Genomic DNA, 16,056 nt, shown 5'->3' on the forward strand with positions numbered 1-16,056 from the left:
TTAGCTCAACTTTAGCTAAGTTATTATAGAAAATAAATGACTTGCGTACTTCATATAACAAAAATATTATATAACTAAATTGTTATGGAGTAAGTCGTGAAAGTTCTCTTTTTATGTACAGAAAATTCAGCCCGTTCAATTATGGCTGAGGCGCTGCTTAAACATCATGGTAAAGGTGAGTTTGAGGTGTTTAGTGCGGGTACTGAACCTTATGCGGTAGACCCTCGTACGCTTGCGGCGATTGAGCATTTTGGTTTAAAAACCGATGACTTACACTCAAAGCACTTAAACGATGTAACTAACCTGAATTTTGATTACGTCATTACCTTATGTGATGACGCTGCCAAAGAATGCGCCAATCGCGTCGATGGCAGCCATTGCCTTGCATGGGATTTTATCGATCCTAAAACGCGTCCTGAACCTCACGCCTTTGAAAAAACCTTGCAAGAGCTCAATGAGCGAATCAAACAGTTTGTGCAATCCCATAACAAAGAAAAACCAGTATCGATTTCGCCAACCATATTTTATAAAGCCCTTGCAGATGATATTCGTTTAAAAAGCTTATTGCTTATCGCCGTTGAGCAAGAGGTTTGCGTATGCGAACTAATGACGGCACTTAACGAGCAGAGCCAACCAAAGGTTTCAAGGCATTTAGCGCAACTTAAAAAACAGGGCATTTTGTCGGATAGAAAACACCAGCAATGGGTGTTTTACTCTTTAAACCCGACCTTACCAATGTGGATGAAACAAACAATTACCTCGACCGTGGTAAACGAACCAAATTTCATAGAAAACGAGTTAGCAAGGCTAAATGCGATGGGCGATGATCGCCCAACCCGTGTTGCTCGTTGCTGCAATTAAGGACTGAAAATGGGTGTTTTTGAACGATATTTATCTGTATGGGTTGCTGCTGCTATCGCCATCGGTGTGACGCTTGGGGTGATGTTTCCGCCTTTATTTGAGCTAATTGCCAAAGCCGAAGTGGCGCATGTAAACATTGTTGTTGCACTGTTTATTTGGGTAATGATCTACCCGATGATGGTGCAAGTTGATTTTTCAACAATCAAAGAAGTCGGTAAAAACCCTAAAGGGCTGATGCTCACTTTAATCATTAACTGGCTTATCAAACCGTTTTCAATGGCCGCATTAGGTTGGCTATTTTTTGAAGGGTTATTTGCTGATTTCGTTAGCCCTGAAACTGCGCAAGAATATATTGCTGGGATGATTTTGCTTGGTGTTGCACCTTGTACGGCAATGGTGTTTGTGTGGTCACAACTGACCAAAGGCGATGCAAATTACACCTTAGTGCAAGTGTCTGTGAACGACATCATTATGATTTTTGCTTTTGCACCTATTGCGGGGTTATTGCTGGGTGTATCTGATATTCATGTGCCTTGGCTTACACTGATGATTTCGGTTGTGCTGTATGTATTGCTACCACTCATTGCCGGGGTATTAACACGAAAAGCTCTTAATAATTCAGCACAAAATGAGGCTGCTGTGCAGTCATTTTTAGAGAAAATTAAACCTTACTCAGTTATTGGTTTACTGGCCACAGTGGTCTTGCTATTTGGGTTTCAGGCGAACACGATTTTAGCCCAACCGCTTAACATTGTACTGATTGCCATTCCGCTTGTTTTGCAAACCTACGGTATTTTTGCAATCACCTATTTCATTGCGTTAAAGCTTAGGCTTAAGCACAACATTGCAGGGCCTGCATGTTTAATTGGTACTTCTAACTTTTTTGAGTTAGCGGTCGCAGTGGCTATTTCATTATTTGGTTTGCACTCGGGTGCAGCATTAGCAACCGTTGTTGGGGTGTTGGTCGAAGTACCTGTGATGCTGTCGTTGGTTGCAATCGTTAATAAAACAACACATTGGTTTAAAGAGTAATTGGGGAATCATAATGCAATCACATCCATTTGATATTTTACAGCTAGAAACTGGGGCATTTATTTTTACCCCTTGCCCTGGCACAAAAGGCGTTGGTTTATCGCAGTCTGTAGCAGATTTAAAAGCGGCAGGTGCAAAAGCCATTATTACTCTAATGTACGATGAAGAGCTTATTAAAAATGGCGCGCAGCAGCTTGCAATCGAATGTGAGCAAGCCTGTCTTAGCTGGTTTCAATTACCTATTGTTGATGATGACGCGCCAAGCGAAGCGTTTAGTCTCGCTTTCAACAAACACCTTAACGAGATTCTTGCCATCATAAAAAGCGGTGGTAGCGTGGCTGTGCACTGTAAAGGCGGCTCAGGCCGTACAGGCTTAGTTATTGGTTTATTAATGCATGAGCTTGGCTATGCTAAAAACGACATAGTTAATCAAGTGCAGGCTATTCGCCCTAAATCGTTGCATAACCAAGTACAACGTTCATTTTTCGACAATTTTCAAAAAGTAGGAGCTTAACAATGGCAATTAAAGTAGGCATTAATGGTTTTGGCCGTATGGGTCGTTTATCGCTAAGGGCAGCGTTTGCATGGGACGACGTTGAGTTTGTGCAAATTAATGACCCAGCGGGTGATGCAGCAACACTCGCTCACTTACTAAAGTATGATTCGGTACACGGTATTTGGCCTCATGAGGTTGAAAGTAACGACAACGCTGTGATCATCGATGGCCACGAAATTAACGTTACGCAAAATAAAACGATTGCAGACACTGATTGGTCTGGTTGCGATATTGTTATTGAAGCCTCTGGTGTGATGAAAAAAACCGAGTTACTGCAAGCTTATCTTGATCAAGGTGTGAAGAAAGTTGTTGTCACTGCCCCTGTAAAAGAAGACGGTGTGCTGAACGTTGTAATGGGTGTAAATGATGATTTATACGATGTACAGCAGCACGATATTGTGACTGCTGCATCATGCACTACCAACTGTTTAGCGCCTGTGGTTAAAGTTCTGCAAGAGAAAATTGGTATCAAACATGGTTCAATGACCACTATTCACGATATCACTAATACGCAAACTATCTTAGATGCGCCCCATAAAGATTTACGCCGAGCTCGCGCATGCGGCATGAGCTTAATTCCAACTACAACGGGCTCTGCAACAGCGATTACACATATTTTCCCTGAACTTAAAGGCAAATTAAACGGCCACGCGGTTCGTGTGCCGTTAGCCAATGCATCAATCACTGACTGTGTGTTTGAAGTTGAAAAGCCAACCACCGCTGAGCAAATTAACCAATGGATGCAAGAAGCCGCAGAGGGCGAGCTAAAAGGCATTTTGGGCTATGAAGAAAAGCCACTTGTTTCTATCGATTACAAAACAGATCCACGCTCAAGCATTGTTGATGCGCTATCAACCATGGTTGTCAACGAGACTCAAGTTAAGCTGTATGTTTGGTACGATAACGAATGGGGTTACGCAAACCGCACCGCTGAACTTGCCCGTAAAGTTGCGCGATCACTACAAGGTTAAAAGCAATGACGCGTTTTGCTAATCTTCCCGCAGATATAAAGCAGTACTTAATTGTCACCGGGAATTACTGGGCATTTACGCTAACAGATGGCGCATTGAGAATGTTGGTGGTACTGCATTTTCATGCGCTTGGCTACTCGCCTTTGAGTATTGCCATGCTGTTTTTGTTTTATGAGATTTTTGGTGTTGTCACTAACTTAGTGGGCGGCTATTTAGGCGCAAGGCTTGGTTTAAACAAGACCATGAACATTGGCCTTGCCATACAGGTTGCAGCCTTGTTCATGCTGGCAGTCCCTCCTGAATGGCTGAGTGTTGCCTATGTGATGCTGGCGCAAGCGCTGTCGGGCATTGCAAAAGATCTCAATAAAATGAGCGCTAAAAGCTCAATTAAAATGCTGGTTGCTAGTGGCCAAGAAGGCACCTTGTTTAAATGGGTAGCGATACTAACAGGCTCTAAAAACGCCTTAAAAGGTGTGGGCTTCTTTCTAGGTGGCTTACTACTGACATTAATGTCGTTTAAAGGCGCAATGCTAACCATGGCTGCCACTTTGCTGGTGGTGTGGTGTTTTAGTATTTATGCACTTAAAAATGATTTAGGCAAAGCTAAAAACAAACCTAAGTTTAACGAGATATTTTCAAAAAGTAGTTCAATCAATATCTTGTCAGCCGCGAGGTTGTTTTTGTTTGGTGCGCGTGATGTTTGGTTTGTAGTTGCACTTCCGGTGTTTTTATCACAAGCCTTTGGTTGGGATCATTGGACCGTGGGGGCTTTTATAGCTGTGTGGATCATTGGTTATGGGGTAGTGCAATCTTTTGCACCTAAAATCATTAAGCTTAATAAGCAAACATCACCAAGCGCAGAAACAGTTAAGTGGGCATCCTTGCTTGCTGTAGTCACCTTAGCCATTGCCCTTGCTATTGGGTTTGACTGGGCAGTAAAACCAATGCTGATAGGCGGACTGATGTTGTTCGGCGTGGTCTTCGCGATTAACTCATCTTTGCACAGCTACTTAATTGTTAGCATGGCAGATGCCGATGGCGTATCACTCGATGTCGGGTTTTATTATATGGCCAATGCCATGGGACGCTTAATTGGTACTGTGTTGTCGGGCTTAGTGTTTCAGGTGTATGGCTTAGCAGTCTGTTTGGCTATATCACTGTTATTTATTGTTATTACCGCTCTTATTTCGACTAAATTACCAAAACAAATTTAGTTAAATCTAAACACGCCTTATAAAGGTAAGCATACTTTCTTGCTTACCTTATTTTCTTAAATTATTTTGTAAAAATAATTGACCTGTCTATAGCTTTACACTTCATACTTATTGTATTCAAAAGCCTTATAGGCCTATTTCATCATGTATTTAATTTCAGAGTTAGCAGCAAAGCTTGGTTTGTCGCGCACGGCTGTGTTGTATTACGAGAAGCTTAAAATCATTCAGGGGCGCAGGCTTGCAAATGGTTATCGCTATTACAGCGAGGCAGATTTACAACGCTTGGTTTTGATCCAGCAGTTACAAAGCGCGGGGTTAACCTTAAAAGAATGTCAGAGTTGTTTAGATGTAGAGCTAGATAAAGCTATTTTGCAACAGCGCTTAGCACAACTTGAAGATGAAATTACCGCTAAGTTACAAGCCAAAGATTTATTACTGAGTTTGCTTGGCGAACGCTCTCAAAAACACTTACATGATGAGCTAAATAAGCGTGCGCCAAGTGCACATTTAAATTGGTTGCTAAAGCAAGGCTACACAGAAAAAGAGGCATTGCGGCTTCGTTGGTTATCAAAAGATATGAGTGACCATGAAAGCTACATGCACGATTTCATGACTGTGTTTAGGCCATTAGAGCGATGGGGGCCTGGTAGTGAAGAAGCCACAGTAAAAGCCATTGCTGCTGTTCCTAACAATGGCAAACAAATTTTAGAAATTGGCTGTGGTAAAGGCTCATCAACATTATTAATAGCCAAGCAAACTGATGCCAAGATCACGGCTTTAGATAATGAGTCATCGGCACTTGCTTATTTACAGGAGCGATTGCACAAAGAGCAATTGGCTGAGCGTGTGTCTTTGACTTGCGCATCGATGACTGCACTGCCTTTTAAAGCAAATTCATTCGATGTTATTTGGGCTGAAGGGTGCGTGTATGTCATGGGGATGCAAAATGCATTATCAAGCTGGAAACCGTTTCTTCGCCGTGATGGGGTAATTGTGGTCAGTGATTTAGTTTGGCTTAACAGCCAGCCTGAAATGGCGGTTAAAGAATATTGGCAAGCGAATTACCCAGATATGCAATCAATCGAAAGCCGCATAGCCTTATTTGATGAGCTTGGATATGAGCTTATAGAGCAGTTTTCGCTTGATCAGCAAGCTTGGCAAAACTATTGGCAACCACTCAAGGCGCGCCTTGCTGAGTTAGCGCCATCGATAAGTGAGTCTCAAGCTGTAAAAGACATACAAACAGAAATTGCTCTTTACGAAAATGAGACTGGGCAAAACTTTACTTATCACTATTTTATTTTAAAACTTAAGGAGTCTAAGTGAATTTTTCAATTTACGAACAGAGCCAAAAAAGCGACATTATTTCGCTATACTTGGCAACATTCAGTGCATCAGAGTCAAAACAAGAAGGCGAGGAAGTAGCCCGTTTAGTCACTGACTTTTTAGCTGAGCCATATCCATCAACTGATTTATATGTGTTTGTCGCGACAGATGAGCAACGGATCGTGGGCGCTATTGTGCTGTCGCGTTTACAGTTTGCGCACGCTAAAGAGGTGTTTTTACTCTCACCTGTTGCAGTGGCAACGGATTGTCAGGGACAAGGCATAGGACAAAAGCTGATCCAATTTGGCTGTGATAAGTTAGCTGAACAAAATGTCAGCCTAGTGATGACCTATGGCGATATCAACTTTTATGGAAAAGTCGGTTTTTCCGTTGTGAGTGAAGAAATTATTCAAGCTCCTCATAACTTATCTTACCCAAAAGGCTGGCTGGCTAAACCGGTTTTAGATGACGAAATTTTGCCAATTACTGGTAAGCCAAGTTGCCTAAAACCACTCGATAACCCTGCGCTTTGGTAAACATAATGCAAGCACCTTCACTGATAGAATTAGGCATGCGACCTTTCTTTCAACAACAGTTGAGTTTAGATGAGCTAGAAAACGGCTACTTAGGGCGTGTTGTTGAGCATCACAAAACAGAGGTCGTATTGCTTGGCGAGCAAGGCTCGGTGCGGTTTGCTTTAACACCGAGTCTTGAACAAATTTGCGTAGGTGATTGGGTGGTATTTGATGAGTCGCGTATTTTACGGGTACTAGAAAGAGCTTCAATCATTAAGCGTAAGGCTGCAGGCTCTAAACACGAGTTTCAATTAATCGCGGCGAATATTGATACCGTGTTTATTGTTACATCGCTTAATGATGACTTTAGTTTAAATCGGATAGAGCGATATTTAGCCTTGGTTAAAAATGCCCACATTGAGCCTGTGGTGGTGTTAACCAAAGCAGATACTTGCCCAGACGTTGAAAAGTACAACCAGCAAGTACAAAACCTAGATTCTCTTTTGAGTGTCATTGCTATTAATGCGTTAAAAGAAGAGGGCTGTGATTTACTTACACCTTATTGCCGAAAGGGACAAACGCTCGCATTTATGGGCTCATCTGGAGTGGGCAAGTCGACCATTGTTAATGCATTACTTGGTTCCGATGAATTAAAAACAGCAGGTATTCGTGAACAAGATAGCAAAGGCCGTCATACAACAACTTTTAGATCGATTAAAAGATTGCCTAATGGTGCGTTATTGATGGACACACCGGGCATGCGAGAATTGCAATTAAGTGACTCAAAGCAAGGTATTGAACGTGCATTTGAAGATGTTGAGCTACTCGCAAGTAGCTGTCGATTTAAAGATTGCCAACACCAAACAGAGCCGGGCTGCGCTGTTATTAAAGCAATTGAAATGGGCTCATTATCAACAAGACGCTTAGAAAATTACCGTAAGTTGTTAGCTGAAAATGAGCACAACAATGCCACCATGGCTGAAAAGCGCGCCAAGCAGCGCGCGTTTTCAAAAATGGTTAATACTGTTCAAAAGCAAAATAGGTCAATTAAAAGCTCTCTTATTGATCAATGAGAGAGTACATAACAATGCTCCTAACTTGGACAAACTTATTTTAGATACAAGCAGGGAAGCTTGAATAGATCATAAAGACGCTGCGGTGATAGCTGATATTCTGAGATAGCAACTGCTTGGTGAACAAACTTAATTCTGTTGCGAATCTCAAACCTAAAAATTTAGTTACCTTCAGGCTTGAAAAGCTCTTCGAGCATTGGCTGTGGGTTGTTTAAAAACGCCTTTGTAATTTGGTAATGCTCAGTATCCTCATAATTTATCTGTTCAATGCCTTGTGCTCCCACTTGGTAGATCCTTGCACCTGGGTACGCCATTAAAATCGGTGAGTGTGTGGCAATAATGAACTGAGAGTTTTGTTCAATTAGTTGAAACATGCGACTTAAAACAGCCAACTGCCTAGAAGGAGAAAGTGCGGCCTCAGGCTCATCTAAAATGTAAAGCCCATTGCCAATGAAGCGGTTTACCATAAGCGCTAAAAAGGATTCGCCATGTGATTGGTGATGTAGGGATGTACCACCATAGGCATCTATCAGCTTAGGTCCTCCAGAAAACCCCGAATCTAAGTCATCAATATTTGATGCAACGTTATAGAAGCTTTCAGCTCGCAAGAAAAAACCATCTTTGTATCTCTTAAACGATTTTGAGAGTAGTAAGTACTTATGAAGTTCTGAATGCGAGTGTTGAGTTTGAAAGTTAAAGTTTTTAGAACCACCTTCGGCGTTAAAACCTAAGCCGATAGCAATTGCTTCTAAAAGAGTCGATTTCCCAGAACCATTTTCACCTACAAATATTGTGACATGTTTCGAAAAGTCTATTTCAAAGAGCTGATTAACCGCAGGAATAGAGAATGGATATGTATCAAAAGAGAAAACCTGCTCTCGTTTGAGTTTTATTTTTTGTAGATACGGTAATGCGTCCATACACAATACTCCTAATAAAGACGAACTAGACCCAATAATAGGCTCTGGTAGCTTACTAAGTTTCTAACTTGCCATTATGGAAATCACGCAAAATAACGATGTGTATAATCGTTATGCGTGGTTTGAGCAAAGACAATACCCGACACTTTCAGATGAAAAGCTGAGTATCGCGAACAATTTGTTTGATCAATGGCTTTTGCAAATAAAGCTAAATGGTACATTATATCCAAAGCACTGAGTACCCAAAGAATTAATAACCCAAAGCAAGGATGGTAATGATGTTTGAACCAAACTATGCAAGTTACACTCTTGATGAGTTATTAGATTGCAAAGCAAATATAGATTCACAAGCATGGCCTGATCGCCTAAAAGACATCGGAAATGCACTCAGTGTTTATGCCAGCCAATCTGCTGAGCACGCAAAACAGTACAAACAAGCAGTTTTTAATGCGTATTGTGAAACGTTACGCCACGATCTAACCATCAGTATCGACGATAATATTCTGTGGTTTTTAAGACCGTTTTCTAAGCAAGCTGAAGATATTACCCCAAGCACTTTTATTGGCGAAGTTTGCCCACTTTGCAAAGCAAAGCTTAACGCAACCACATGGGCTGCTGGCTGGCAGTTGAGCTGCGAACATTGTGAAGTAACGGGGATTGTTGTTGAAAAGTTTGGCTATTAAAAAAGTTAGCTTATTGAAATTGCTGCGTAATTATTCGCAGCAATATATAACAATTTTATAATGTTATCAGGCTTTTTTAACAAACTTAGCGGTAACCATCATTTCACCAACGCCATCAACTTTACAGTCTAATTCGTGGTCTTTTTTATCTAACACGCGGCGGATCACGGCTTTGGTGCCAATTTTAATTACTTGTGAGCTGCCTTTAATTTTTAGATCTTTCGCAACAGTCACTTTATCGCCATCAGCTAATAAAGTGCCGTTAGCATCTTTCACATTGATTACATCATCGGTATCAACCGCATTAGGATCCCACTCATGAGCGCATTCTGGGCATACTAAATTGTTTTGATCTTCATACACGTATTCAGAGTTACATTGTGGGCAAGGAGGAAAAGACATAAATGGCACCATGGTTGATTTTAAAAGGGTATTTTAATGGCTAAGAGCAAACTATGCGAGTACAAGGCTTTTATTTTATGACTCAGGCGTTTCGAGCGTTTTGGTAATAGAGAATATTCCTCTTAGATCACCAAGCCGATAGCCTGTGGCTAAATCATTTGGGTAATGTTCGCTAAGCGCTTGCTTTACTTCTGGCGCAATTGTTTGGCCATGACAATTGAGGCAAACTGGCGCGACTTTTATCGCTTTAGCAAAGCGAAATTGACCATCTTTATTGGTTGAAAAAGTCACATTGTCGATGCTCTCTGTGTTTCTGATCATATCGAGCAGCTGGGCGATTTTTTCAGCTTCCCATTCATCGGGTTGATTATTTGGATTACGGTTTTTAGTGCTTTTACGTGCTACCGTCCAACCATCAGTTGATAAGCTATCGCTAATAGCCGGGGCTTGCATTTTGCACACGTTAATTCCTTCAACTAAACCGCCTTGTTTTATTGCAGCTCCCAATGCTGATTTAAGCGTAGTGGCAAATTCAGTTGCTCGCTCCGCTGCTTGAGTTTCTAGAGTCGCTGATTTTGTTTCGGCATAAAGACTAGGTGAAAGTAACACAGTACAAATCACAATTGTTCTGAAGGAAAACATAGTAAAACCTTATATTAGAGATGTCTAATATAGTAGTTTGTTTTTACTATACATGCCAATTTAACCTGCAAAAAATAACGATTCTTTGCACAAAGCCTGCTGGAGTGTTGTTGCTAAATTGGTTAAGGTGAAGAAAATATCTTGAGAACTAAAAAATGAAAAAACTAATTTATATCGCCGCTTTGTTATTCTCTGCCCTGACATTTGCAGGTACCGCTCCATACAGTGGAGAGATAAGTCGTGATGACTTACTTAAAGACTACTCTGCGTTTAGTGAAGAGTACGATGAATACTCACCGAGCAAAGAAGAGTTAAGCACTATAAAAGCACTGCAAGGTAAGCAGGTTTTGGTGTTCTTGGGCACTTGGTGTCATGACTCAAAACGTGAAGTGCCTCGATTTTTGAAGCTTCTCGATACTGCAAAGGTGCAGTTAGGCTCACTTAAACTAGTGGCCGTTGGCTACGACAAGCTAGACCCTGCAGGGTTAGCAAAACAGTATGACTTAATGTATACGCCAACCATTATAGTCCTTGATGGTGAAAAAGAGCTTTCCCGTATGATCGAAAAGCCAAAACAAAGCTTGGCAGTGGACCTTACGCAACCGGGTCAAACGCTATAAAATCATCAATAGATAAGGGCATTGATATTAAGTAACCTTGAATATAATCAATACCTTTATCACTCACCAACTGCCATTGCTCTGAGCTTTCGACCCCTTCTGCAGTAATCGTTAAGTCTAGTTGATGGGCTAAATCACTCATCGTTTGTAAAAATAAACCATCTCGTGGGTTATCCACGCAGTTACAAATAAAGGCACGGTCAATCTTAACGTTATCTAGCGGAAACTGCTGAATTGACGACAGTGATGAATAACCCGTTCCAAAGTCATCAAGTGATAAATTAAAACCTGCTAATTTAAGTTCATGCATTAGGTTTATGGCGTACTGGGTATTTTGAAATAGGGCGGATTCGGTGATCTCAAGATTAATTTTTTGATTAGCAGGAAATAGCTTAGCTTTTTCTTTACTGAGTCGTTTAACTAAATGCACATCAGAGAACTGCTTACGCGACAGGTTGATCGACACTTTAATACGAATATTGTTATCAACCATGCGGTGGCAATCTTCCGCAACCTTAGCAACAATCCAACGTGATAATAAATTAATGAGCTCTGATTGCTCAGCGATGGCAATAAACTCAACAGGTGACACAAAGCCTCTAACAGGGTGCTGCCAACGTACAAGCGCTTCACAGCCAATCAGTGTGCCATCTAGAGTGTTTACAATTGGCTGATACACCATACTTAGCTGTTCGTTGGCCGCAAGCGCATGGCGTAGATCACTTTCGAGGTTACTTTGTGCAATAAGCTTATCTTTTAGAGATTGGCTATAAACTGTGAACGGTTTTTGTGTGCGAGGGCATTCATTCATCGCAATGAGGGCTGTGTTGATTTGCTCAGCCGCATCGATGTTTTGTAAATGCGGATAGCCCACGCCAATGTATAAGTGGTAAAAATGAGCGCTACCAGCGGTTTCAATAATACCGCCGACCTGATGCTGTAATCTATCTAATAGGGCGGCGAGTTTTTCATCAAAAATGGCTTCTTTTAGTAATATTAAAAAACAGCCAGGTTTTATATGAGCGCAAAACGCTTGATGTAAGTCAGAAAATTCAATTAGCCGGTTAGCTAGCGTTGTCTGTAGTTCATTTAAGTAATCTTGACCGTAAATATCTTCTAATTGACGATAGCCTTTGATCTCGGCACACAATAAAGTAAGGCCGCTACTGTATTGGTCTTCAGGGCATAAACTAGCGATATATTTTTCGCTGTAATGGCGATTGGCAAGGCCGGTGACCGAGTCAAAATGTGCTTGCTGGTAAAGCTCATGTTGGCGTTGTTTTTCAGCACTGATGTCTTTAATCGTACCAACCAAGGTGTTGGTTTTAGGGTTCCATTCAGCGTGTTCATGAAACCAGTGTTTTTCTCCATTGAGTTTAATCGTGTATTCAATTTCAGTCGGGCTACTAGGCTTAGTATGAATAAAATTTAAAAACGAATTTTTATAAAAACTATCGATTTTTTTACAGACATCAGTAATTGATTGCGCTTTGCTTTGTTCTTTGAATAGCGATTTAGCTTGTGATGATAATTGCCTAATGCTTTTATCAGGCGACAGATGCCAACTGCCTACGCCACTGAGTGACTGAGCTTGTTTTAATTCAAGTGCCTGTTCAGACAGCTCTAAGGTTTGCTTTTGCACAAGTTTTTCGAGGTTTTGCTCATGCTCACGTAACCGACAAGTAATCGTAATCAAATAGCAGCTAACCGATGAAAGTAACAGAGCTATGAGTAGTAATACTAAAAATTCAACATGCGCTCGATAAGCAAACTCGTCTTTAATACCCACAACCCAATGTTGATTTTCAACATCGAGGTTGTAAGTTGACCAGTGGCTTTGCTCAAAACCGTTGTTATTTAAAAGCGGCGCGTAGCTATTCGCTGTTTTTTGCCAAACCTCATAGAGGTGAGGGTGTGAAGTAGTTTTAGGGCTCAAATTTGCTATAAATTCTGGAAAACGCAGCACCGCGATTGCAAACCCCCAAAACTCATTTTGATCAAAAATTGGTAATCGAGCGACTAAGCCTTGACCACCTTGAGCCAACTCTTTAGGTCCATCGATTTGCATTTTTTGAGTATCAATGGCTGTTTGTAATGACTTTTCAATACTTTGCATCTTGAATAAGTCGACACCAATCACACTCTCGTGACTGGTTAGCGGGTAGCTGTATTGAATAACCCCTTTTGGTGCAAGTTGAATAGTTTGGCTACCATCACTATGAGTTAATATCTCAGTGGCAAGGGTTTCGAATTCAGTTTGTGAGTATGTAAAGTCACGCATCGCGGCGCGAACAAGGTAAGGACCAAGGAGTGCGCTATCAAGTGCTTTTTCAAGGTTACTGCTGTAACTGTTAAGTGCTGCATTTTGCTCAATTTCATGCATTTCTTGTCTATCGTAAAACACTTTTAGTGCGATCGCCGAAAATAAACAGAAACTGAGAAAAAAAGAAGTAAATAACAACGAAAAATATGTAATATTACGCAATGGCGTCTCTGAATTAAGTGGGTATTTAAGTACTAAGCTTGCTTTTAAAAATACTAGTTTAGGGTTAGCTGGTTGTCTAGCAAATATCTAGAATTTTAGTTGAATTTTTAGCAAGTTAAAAAAATAATTGTACCTAAATACAATGAATTGCAAGCACAAGTAAGATTAAACACTATGTACCAAGCCGTTATAAAAGCGATAGATGCAGCGAATGCTGTCGACCCAAATCGTGTAAAACAAGATGATCAAGAGCTAGCAAAAGAGTCTTTATATGCAATGCGTATGACCGATATGCTAAACCGTTTCAACCCACAAGCCGATGAGTTGATGCATATTGCTGCGCGAGGCCAACATATTGAGCGTTGGCGCTCTCCTCGCAGTGATTTTCCTATGGGTAAGCAAGGTTATTATCAATGGCGTACGGCTTTATATGACTTTCATGCCGAGCGTGTAACAGCCCTTATGAAAACGGCGGGTTACGCACCGGAAGAATGTGAGCGCGTATACGCAGCCGTTGCTAAAAAGAACATAAAACGAAACCCTGATAGCCAATTGATTGAAGACATTGCAAGCCTTGTGTTTATTGAGCATTACATGCTTGATTTTGCAAGTAGTAAGCCTGACTACGATGAGCAAAAATGGTTGGGTATTATTCGTAAAACATGGCAAAAAATGTCAAACGAAGCACATGACTTTGTATTAGCTGGTAACATCAGCTTACCTGAGCCGCTTAAACCGTTAATTACAAAAGCGCTAAATTAATTATAAAACAAGGATGGTCTATGTTTTGCCCGCGTACTAAAACAGCCCTTGAAGCAGTGAGCATTGGCGACGTTAACGTGTATTTATCAAAATCTGGTGGCGTATTTTTTGATAACCGACAAATATTTCACTTTAGCGATCCAAGTTTAAAACCCGCGCAAGTGCTGGTGGCTCATTTACAAACCCTGCCAACAGAATGTGTTGATTTAGCAAAGCGAATTAATTGCCCGAATTGCCCTGACGTGGTGATGATGCGACGCTTTTTTACGCCACTAAAAGTGGTTGAAATAGATGAATGTCCAAATTGTGCAGCTATATGGCTTGATCATGGTGAGCTTGAAAAGATCCATGAAAATCATTTAACGCCAAAAGAACGTGAAATGCTGCGTATTGATATGGCCAATAATCATGGTTTTATTCAAGTTAAGATCCCGAAAAGGCGTTATTCTGTTCATGCTGAAAAGCCTGAGCCTAAAGCAACGTCATCATTAGAAAAACTAGCAGAACTTGCGTATTTATCGATTTTGAATGACTGATAATTTATATAAAACACCTGACGCTGAACTTACTCGCGGTTCTGTCTATCTTTCGAAACTTTAAGATTTAAAACTGTTTACAGAGTTGTGATTTATAGGCGATGGCATACACTTTAAACCTAACGAAATAAATTGATCGGTAACCTATGCTAATAACAATAATATTGGTTTCAGTGTGGGCGCTGTTAATGCTTTATGCTGCGAGCGCTGAATATAAATACTATCAATCGGTTAAAACTTTAGAGCCGGAACTGTGGCAACAGCTAGGTGCACCGCGATTTTTAAAAGTACCTATGGTGTTTGTATCTAAAAAGGGTTTAGCACTTTTAAATTCCATAGAGAACGAAACTGTGCGAGCGAATGCAAAAAAACATCGCCAAGCTGGGATTTTGTTTCTTTCCTATGTGGGGTTGGTGCTTGTTTCGGCAATCGTATTTTTTAAACTTGCCTAAAAAGAAGCCTTTACTAATTAAGATACAGGCTTTATTAGTTATTAAGCGTTAAAGCTTAACTAGCATTTTTCCTTTATTTATACCTTCGAACAGACCAAGAAATGCATCAACGGCATTTTCGATGCCATGGTATACCGTTTCTTCAGATTTAATTTTACCTTCGCTGAACCACGCACCCATTTGTTCAATAAACTCAGGGTACTGATCAAAATAATCAATCACGATAAAGCCTTGCATGGTGAGCTTTTTATCTTGCTTTAAATCGTTAAAAATTACTGGTTCTTTATTTTTATTTCGGTTCTTTTGTTTGTTTTTTTAATGATTTTTTTGATGGTCTTTATTGCTGGTGTAAGGTTATTAAAGTTTTAAATGGTTTTACAAAAGGAATTGCTGTGAATATAAGTCATAACAGGGTTGTTTTATATTTTATTCTCATATTCGCTATTTTGTTTATTTATACATCGCTAGTAGTTATGTTAAATGATATTGAACAAAAAGAGCCTGAAATAAAACAGCTAAACTCTCAGTCTTATCATGAGTCTAGTCTAATTCTAAGTTTGCTTTCGCAACTAAACTCGGCTGAGTTGAGCCCAAATAACGACCGCGCATCACCTAACCCGAACATTACTGAATTCGACAATATACCCATTGCAATTTTAAAAAATAATAAAGCTGACTTATTAAAAACGTTAGGACTATTGTTTGATACAGACAACGGCCTTGCCTTGTCGCCTGAGCTTGAGCAGCTTGCCAACATTTATGGCTACCAAATTAGTGGCAGTGCCGACAACCCCATAATTAGCGCTAAATAATTATTAAAATATAAGGTCAATAGTGTGAAAAAATTAGTGGTGTTTATGAGCGTGTTACTGGCCTGTTTTTTTACCACAGGTTGTGATTTTTTATTTGATGAAGCGCATGGTTATCGCGGGCCCATCGTTGTGACAATTAAAACAGAAGATGGCTCAGTGTCGGAGTTTCCTTTTTTAATAGAGTCTGTGTACAC

At 40.5% G+C, this 16,056-nt stretch carries 20 protein-coding genes; 15 read left to right on the forward strand and 5 right to left on the reverse strand.

Annotation, left to right across the window (positions count from 1 at the left end; all coding sequences use genetic code 11):
* Positions 1 to 96: 96 nt before the first annotated feature.
* The 8 genes from AN394_RS14275 (at position 97) to rsgA (ending at position 7,548) form a co-directional block, all read left to right on the forward strand.
* Positions 97 to 861 (forward strand): metalloregulator ArsR/SmtB family transcription factor, encoded by a 765-nt coding sequence (locus tag AN394_RS14275; RefSeq protein ID WP_054563277.1) that lies wholly within the window; start codon positions 97 to 99, stop codon positions 859 to 861.
* Between the two features lie 9 nt (positions 862 to 870).
* On the forward strand, positions 871 to 1,893 hold the full coding sequence (arsB, locus tag AN394_RS14280; protein WP_054563278.1) for an ACR3 family arsenite efflux transporter: 1,023 nt from the start codon (positions 871 to 873) through the stop codon (positions 1,891 to 1,893).
* Positions 1,894 to 1,906: 13 nt separating this feature from the next.
* Positions 1,907 to 2,407, forward strand: coding sequence for a dual specificity protein phosphatase family protein (locus AN394_RS14285; protein ID WP_054563279.1), 501 nt, complete (start codon positions 1,907 to 1,909; stop codon positions 2,405 to 2,407).
* A gap of 2 nt (positions 2,408 to 2,409) precedes the next feature.
* Positions 2,410 to 3,420 carry an ArsJ-associated glyceraldehyde-3-phosphate dehydrogenase gene (locus tag AN394_RS14290; RefSeq protein ID WP_055021834.1) on the forward strand — a complete coding sequence of 337 codons (1,011 nt, stop codon included), beginning with the start codon at positions 2,410 to 2,412 and terminating at the stop codon, positions 3,418 to 3,420.
* 5 nt (positions 3,421 to 3,425) lie between these two features.
* Positions 3,426 to 4,634, forward strand: coding sequence for an organoarsenical effux MFS transporter ArsJ (gene arsJ / locus AN394_RS14295; protein WP_055021835.1), 1,209 nt, complete (start codon positions 3,426 to 3,428; stop codon positions 4,632 to 4,634).
* A gap of 144 nt (positions 4,635 to 4,778) precedes the next feature.
* Positions 4,779 to 5,960 (forward strand): MerR family transcriptional regulator, encoded by a 1,182-nt coding sequence (locus tag AN394_RS14300; protein ID WP_055021836.1) that lies wholly within the window; start codon positions 4,779 to 4,781, stop codon positions 5,958 to 5,960.
* Positions 5,957 to 6,496, forward strand: a complete 540-nt coding sequence (locus AN394_RS14305) for a GNAT family N-acetyltransferase (protein ID WP_055021837.1) — start codon at positions 5,957 to 5,959, stop codon at positions 6,494 to 6,496. Before AN394_RS14300 ends, AN394_RS14305 begins: the two co-directional genes overlap by 4 nt.
* A gap of 5 nt (positions 6,497 to 6,501) precedes the next feature.
* Complete coding sequence (gene rsgA / locus AN394_RS14310; RefSeq protein ID WP_055021838.1) at positions 6,502 to 7,548, forward strand: ribosome small subunit-dependent GTPase A; 1,047 nt, start codon at positions 6,502 to 6,504, stop codon at positions 7,546 to 7,548.
* 161 nt (positions 7,549 to 7,709) lie between these two features.
* Here rsgA and AN394_RS14315 read toward each other — a convergent pair whose 3' ends face one another.
* Entirely contained in the window at positions 7,710 to 8,468 is a 759-nt protein-coding gene (locus AN394_RS14315; RefSeq protein ID WP_054563285.1) for an AAA family ATPase, read from the reverse strand.
* Between the two features lie 76 nt (positions 8,469 to 8,544).
* Between AN394_RS14315 and AN394_RS22050 the strand changes: the two genes are divergently transcribed.
* The gene (locus AN394_RS22050; RefSeq protein ID WP_161805758.1) at positions 8,545 to 8,706 is read left to right on the forward strand and encodes a hypothetical protein; all 162 of its coding nucleotides are present in this window, start codon (positions 8,545 to 8,547) and stop codon (positions 8,704 to 8,706) included.
* Positions 8,707 to 8,743: 37 nt separating this feature from the next.
* Complete coding sequence (locus AN394_RS14320) at positions 8,744 to 9,151, forward strand: hypothetical protein (RefSeq protein WP_152968937.1); 408 nt, start codon at positions 8,744 to 8,746, stop codon at positions 9,149 to 9,151.
* A gap of 66 nt (positions 9,152 to 9,217) precedes the next feature.
* On the opposite strand, the gene AN394_RS14325 is transcribed toward AN394_RS14320, so the two are convergent.
* Positions 9,218 to 9,553, reverse strand: a complete 336-nt coding sequence (locus tag AN394_RS14325; protein WP_054553514.1) for a zinc ribbon domain-containing protein YjdM — start codon at positions 9,551 to 9,553, stop codon at positions 9,218 to 9,220.
* Between the two features lie 75 nt (positions 9,554 to 9,628).
* Positions 9,629 to 10,195, reverse strand: coding sequence for a DUF3365 domain-containing protein (locus tag AN394_RS14330; RefSeq protein ID WP_055021840.1), 567 nt, complete (start codon positions 10,193 to 10,195; stop codon positions 9,629 to 9,631).
* A gap of 155 nt (positions 10,196 to 10,350) precedes the next feature.
* Here AN394_RS14330 and AN394_RS14335 point away from each other — a divergent pair, with 155 nt between their 5' ends.
* The gene (locus AN394_RS14335; protein WP_054563289.1) at positions 10,351 to 10,815 is read left to right on the forward strand and encodes a thioredoxin; all 465 of its coding nucleotides are present in this window, start codon (positions 10,351 to 10,353) and stop codon (positions 10,813 to 10,815) included.
* Here AN394_RS14335 and AN394_RS14340 read toward each other — a convergent pair.
* Positions 10,790 to 13,219, reverse strand: coding sequence for an EAL domain-containing protein (locus AN394_RS14340; RefSeq protein WP_152968938.1), 2,430 nt, complete (start codon positions 13,217 to 13,219; stop codon positions 10,790 to 10,792). The two genes, AN394_RS14335 and AN394_RS14340, sit on opposite strands and share 26 nt — an antisense overlap.
* 255 nt (positions 13,220 to 13,474) lie before the next feature.
* Between AN394_RS14340 and AN394_RS14345 the strand changes: the two genes are divergently transcribed.
* The 3 genes from AN394_RS14345 to AN394_RS14355 all read left to right on the forward strand — a co-directional run bounded on the left by AN394_RS14345 (position 13,475) and on the right by AN394_RS14355 (position 15,050).
* The gene (locus AN394_RS14345; protein ID WP_055021842.1) at positions 13,475 to 14,062 is read left to right on the forward strand and encodes a DUF4202 domain-containing protein; all 588 of its coding nucleotides are present in this window, start codon (positions 13,475 to 13,477) and stop codon (positions 14,060 to 14,062) included.
* A 20-nt stretch (positions 14,063 to 14,082) separates the two neighbouring features.
* The gene (locus AN394_RS14350) at positions 14,083 to 14,598 is read left to right on the forward strand and encodes a zf-TFIIB domain-containing protein (RefSeq protein ID WP_055021843.1); all 516 of its coding nucleotides are present in this window, start codon (positions 14,083 to 14,085) and stop codon (positions 14,596 to 14,598) included.
* A gap of 188 nt (positions 14,599 to 14,786) precedes the next feature.
* The gene (locus tag AN394_RS14355) at positions 14,787 to 15,050 is read left to right on the forward strand and encodes a hypothetical protein (RefSeq protein ID WP_150114727.1); all 264 of its coding nucleotides are present in this window, start codon (positions 14,787 to 14,789) and stop codon (positions 15,048 to 15,050) included.
* Positions 15,051 to 15,098: 48 nt separating this feature from the next.
* Here the strand turns inward: AN394_RS14355 and AN394_RS14360 are convergent, their stop codons facing one another.
* Positions 15,099 to 15,287: a hypothetical protein gene (locus AN394_RS14360; RefSeq protein ID WP_055021845.1), complete on the reverse strand. Its 189-nt coding sequence runs from the start codon at positions 15,285 to 15,287 to the stop codon at positions 15,099 to 15,101.
* A 236-nt stretch (positions 15,288 to 15,523) separates the two neighbouring features.
* Between AN394_RS14360 and AN394_RS14365 the strand changes: the two genes are divergently transcribed.
* A complete protein-coding gene (locus tag AN394_RS14365; RefSeq protein WP_055021846.1) occupies positions 15,524 to 15,862 on the forward strand; it encodes a hypothetical protein in 339 nt (112 codons plus the stop codon).
* The last annotated feature ends 194 nt before the right edge of the window (positions 15,863 to 16,056 follow it).

It is taken from the genome of Pseudoalteromonas sp. P1-26 (genome assembly GCF_001401795.1).
Lineage (GTDB): Bacteria > Pseudomonadota > Gammaproteobacteria > Enterobacterales > Alteromonadaceae > Pseudoalteromonas.

Coding starts and splice junctions, on each gene's coding strand:
- AN394_RS14350 (WP_055021843.1), top strand. CDS start 14,083: ATGTTTTGCCCGCGTACTAAAACAGCCCTTGAAGCAGTGAGCATTGGC.
- rsgA (WP_055021838.1), top strand. CDS start 6,502: ATGCAAGCACCTTCACTGATAGAATTAGGCATGCGACCTTTCTTTCAA.
- arsB (WP_054563278.1), top strand. CDS start 871: ATGGGTGTTTTTGAACGATATTTATCTGTATGGGTTGCTGCTGCTATC.
- AN394_RS22050 (WP_161805758.1), top strand. CDS start 8,545: ATGGAAATCACGCAAAATAACGATGTGTATAATCGTTATGCGTGGTTT.
- AN394_RS14345 (WP_055021842.1), top strand. CDS start 13,475: ATGTACCAAGCCGTTATAAAAGCGATAGATGCAGCGAATGCTGTCGAC.
- AN394_RS14360 (WP_055021845.1), bottom strand. CDS start 15,287: ATGCAAGGCTTTATCGTGATTGATTATTTTGATCAGTACCCTGAGTTT.
- AN394_RS14315 (WP_054563285.1), bottom strand. CDS start 8,468: ATGGACGCATTACCGTATCTACAAAAAATAAAACTCAAACGAGAGCAG.
- AN394_RS14325 (WP_054553514.1), bottom strand. CDS start 9,553: ATGTCTTTTCCTCCTTGCCCACAATGTAACTCTGAATACGTGTATGAA.
- arsJ (WP_055021835.1), top strand. CDS start 3,426: ATGACGCGTTTTGCTAATCTTCCCGCAGATATAAAGCAGTACTTAATT.
- AN394_RS14290 (WP_055021834.1), top strand. CDS start 2,410: ATGGCAATTAAAGTAGGCATTAATGGTTTTGGCCGTATGGGTCGTTTA.
- AN394_RS14320 (WP_152968937.1), top strand. CDS start 8,744: ATGATGTTTGAACCAAACTATGCAAGTTACACTCTTGATGAGTTATTA.
- AN394_RS14330 (WP_055021840.1), bottom strand. CDS start 10,195: ATGTTTTCCTTCAGAACAATTGTGATTTGTACTGTGTTACTTTCACCT.
- AN394_RS14300 (WP_055021836.1), top strand. CDS start 4,779: ATGTATTTAATTTCAGAGTTAGCAGCAAAGCTTGGTTTGTCGCGCACG.
- AN394_RS14285 (WP_054563279.1), top strand. CDS start 1,907: ATGCAATCACATCCATTTGATATTTTACAGCTAGAAACTGGGGCATTT.
- AN394_RS14355 (WP_150114727.1), top strand. CDS start 14,787: ATGCTTTATGCTGCGAGCGCTGAATATAAATACTATCAATCGGTTAAA.
- AN394_RS14335 (WP_054563289.1), top strand. CDS start 10,351: ATGAAAAAACTAATTTATATCGCCGCTTTGTTATTCTCTGCCCTGACA.
- AN394_RS14365 (WP_055021846.1), top strand. CDS start 15,524: ATGTTAAATGATATTGAACAAAAAGAGCCTGAAATAAAACAGCTAAAC.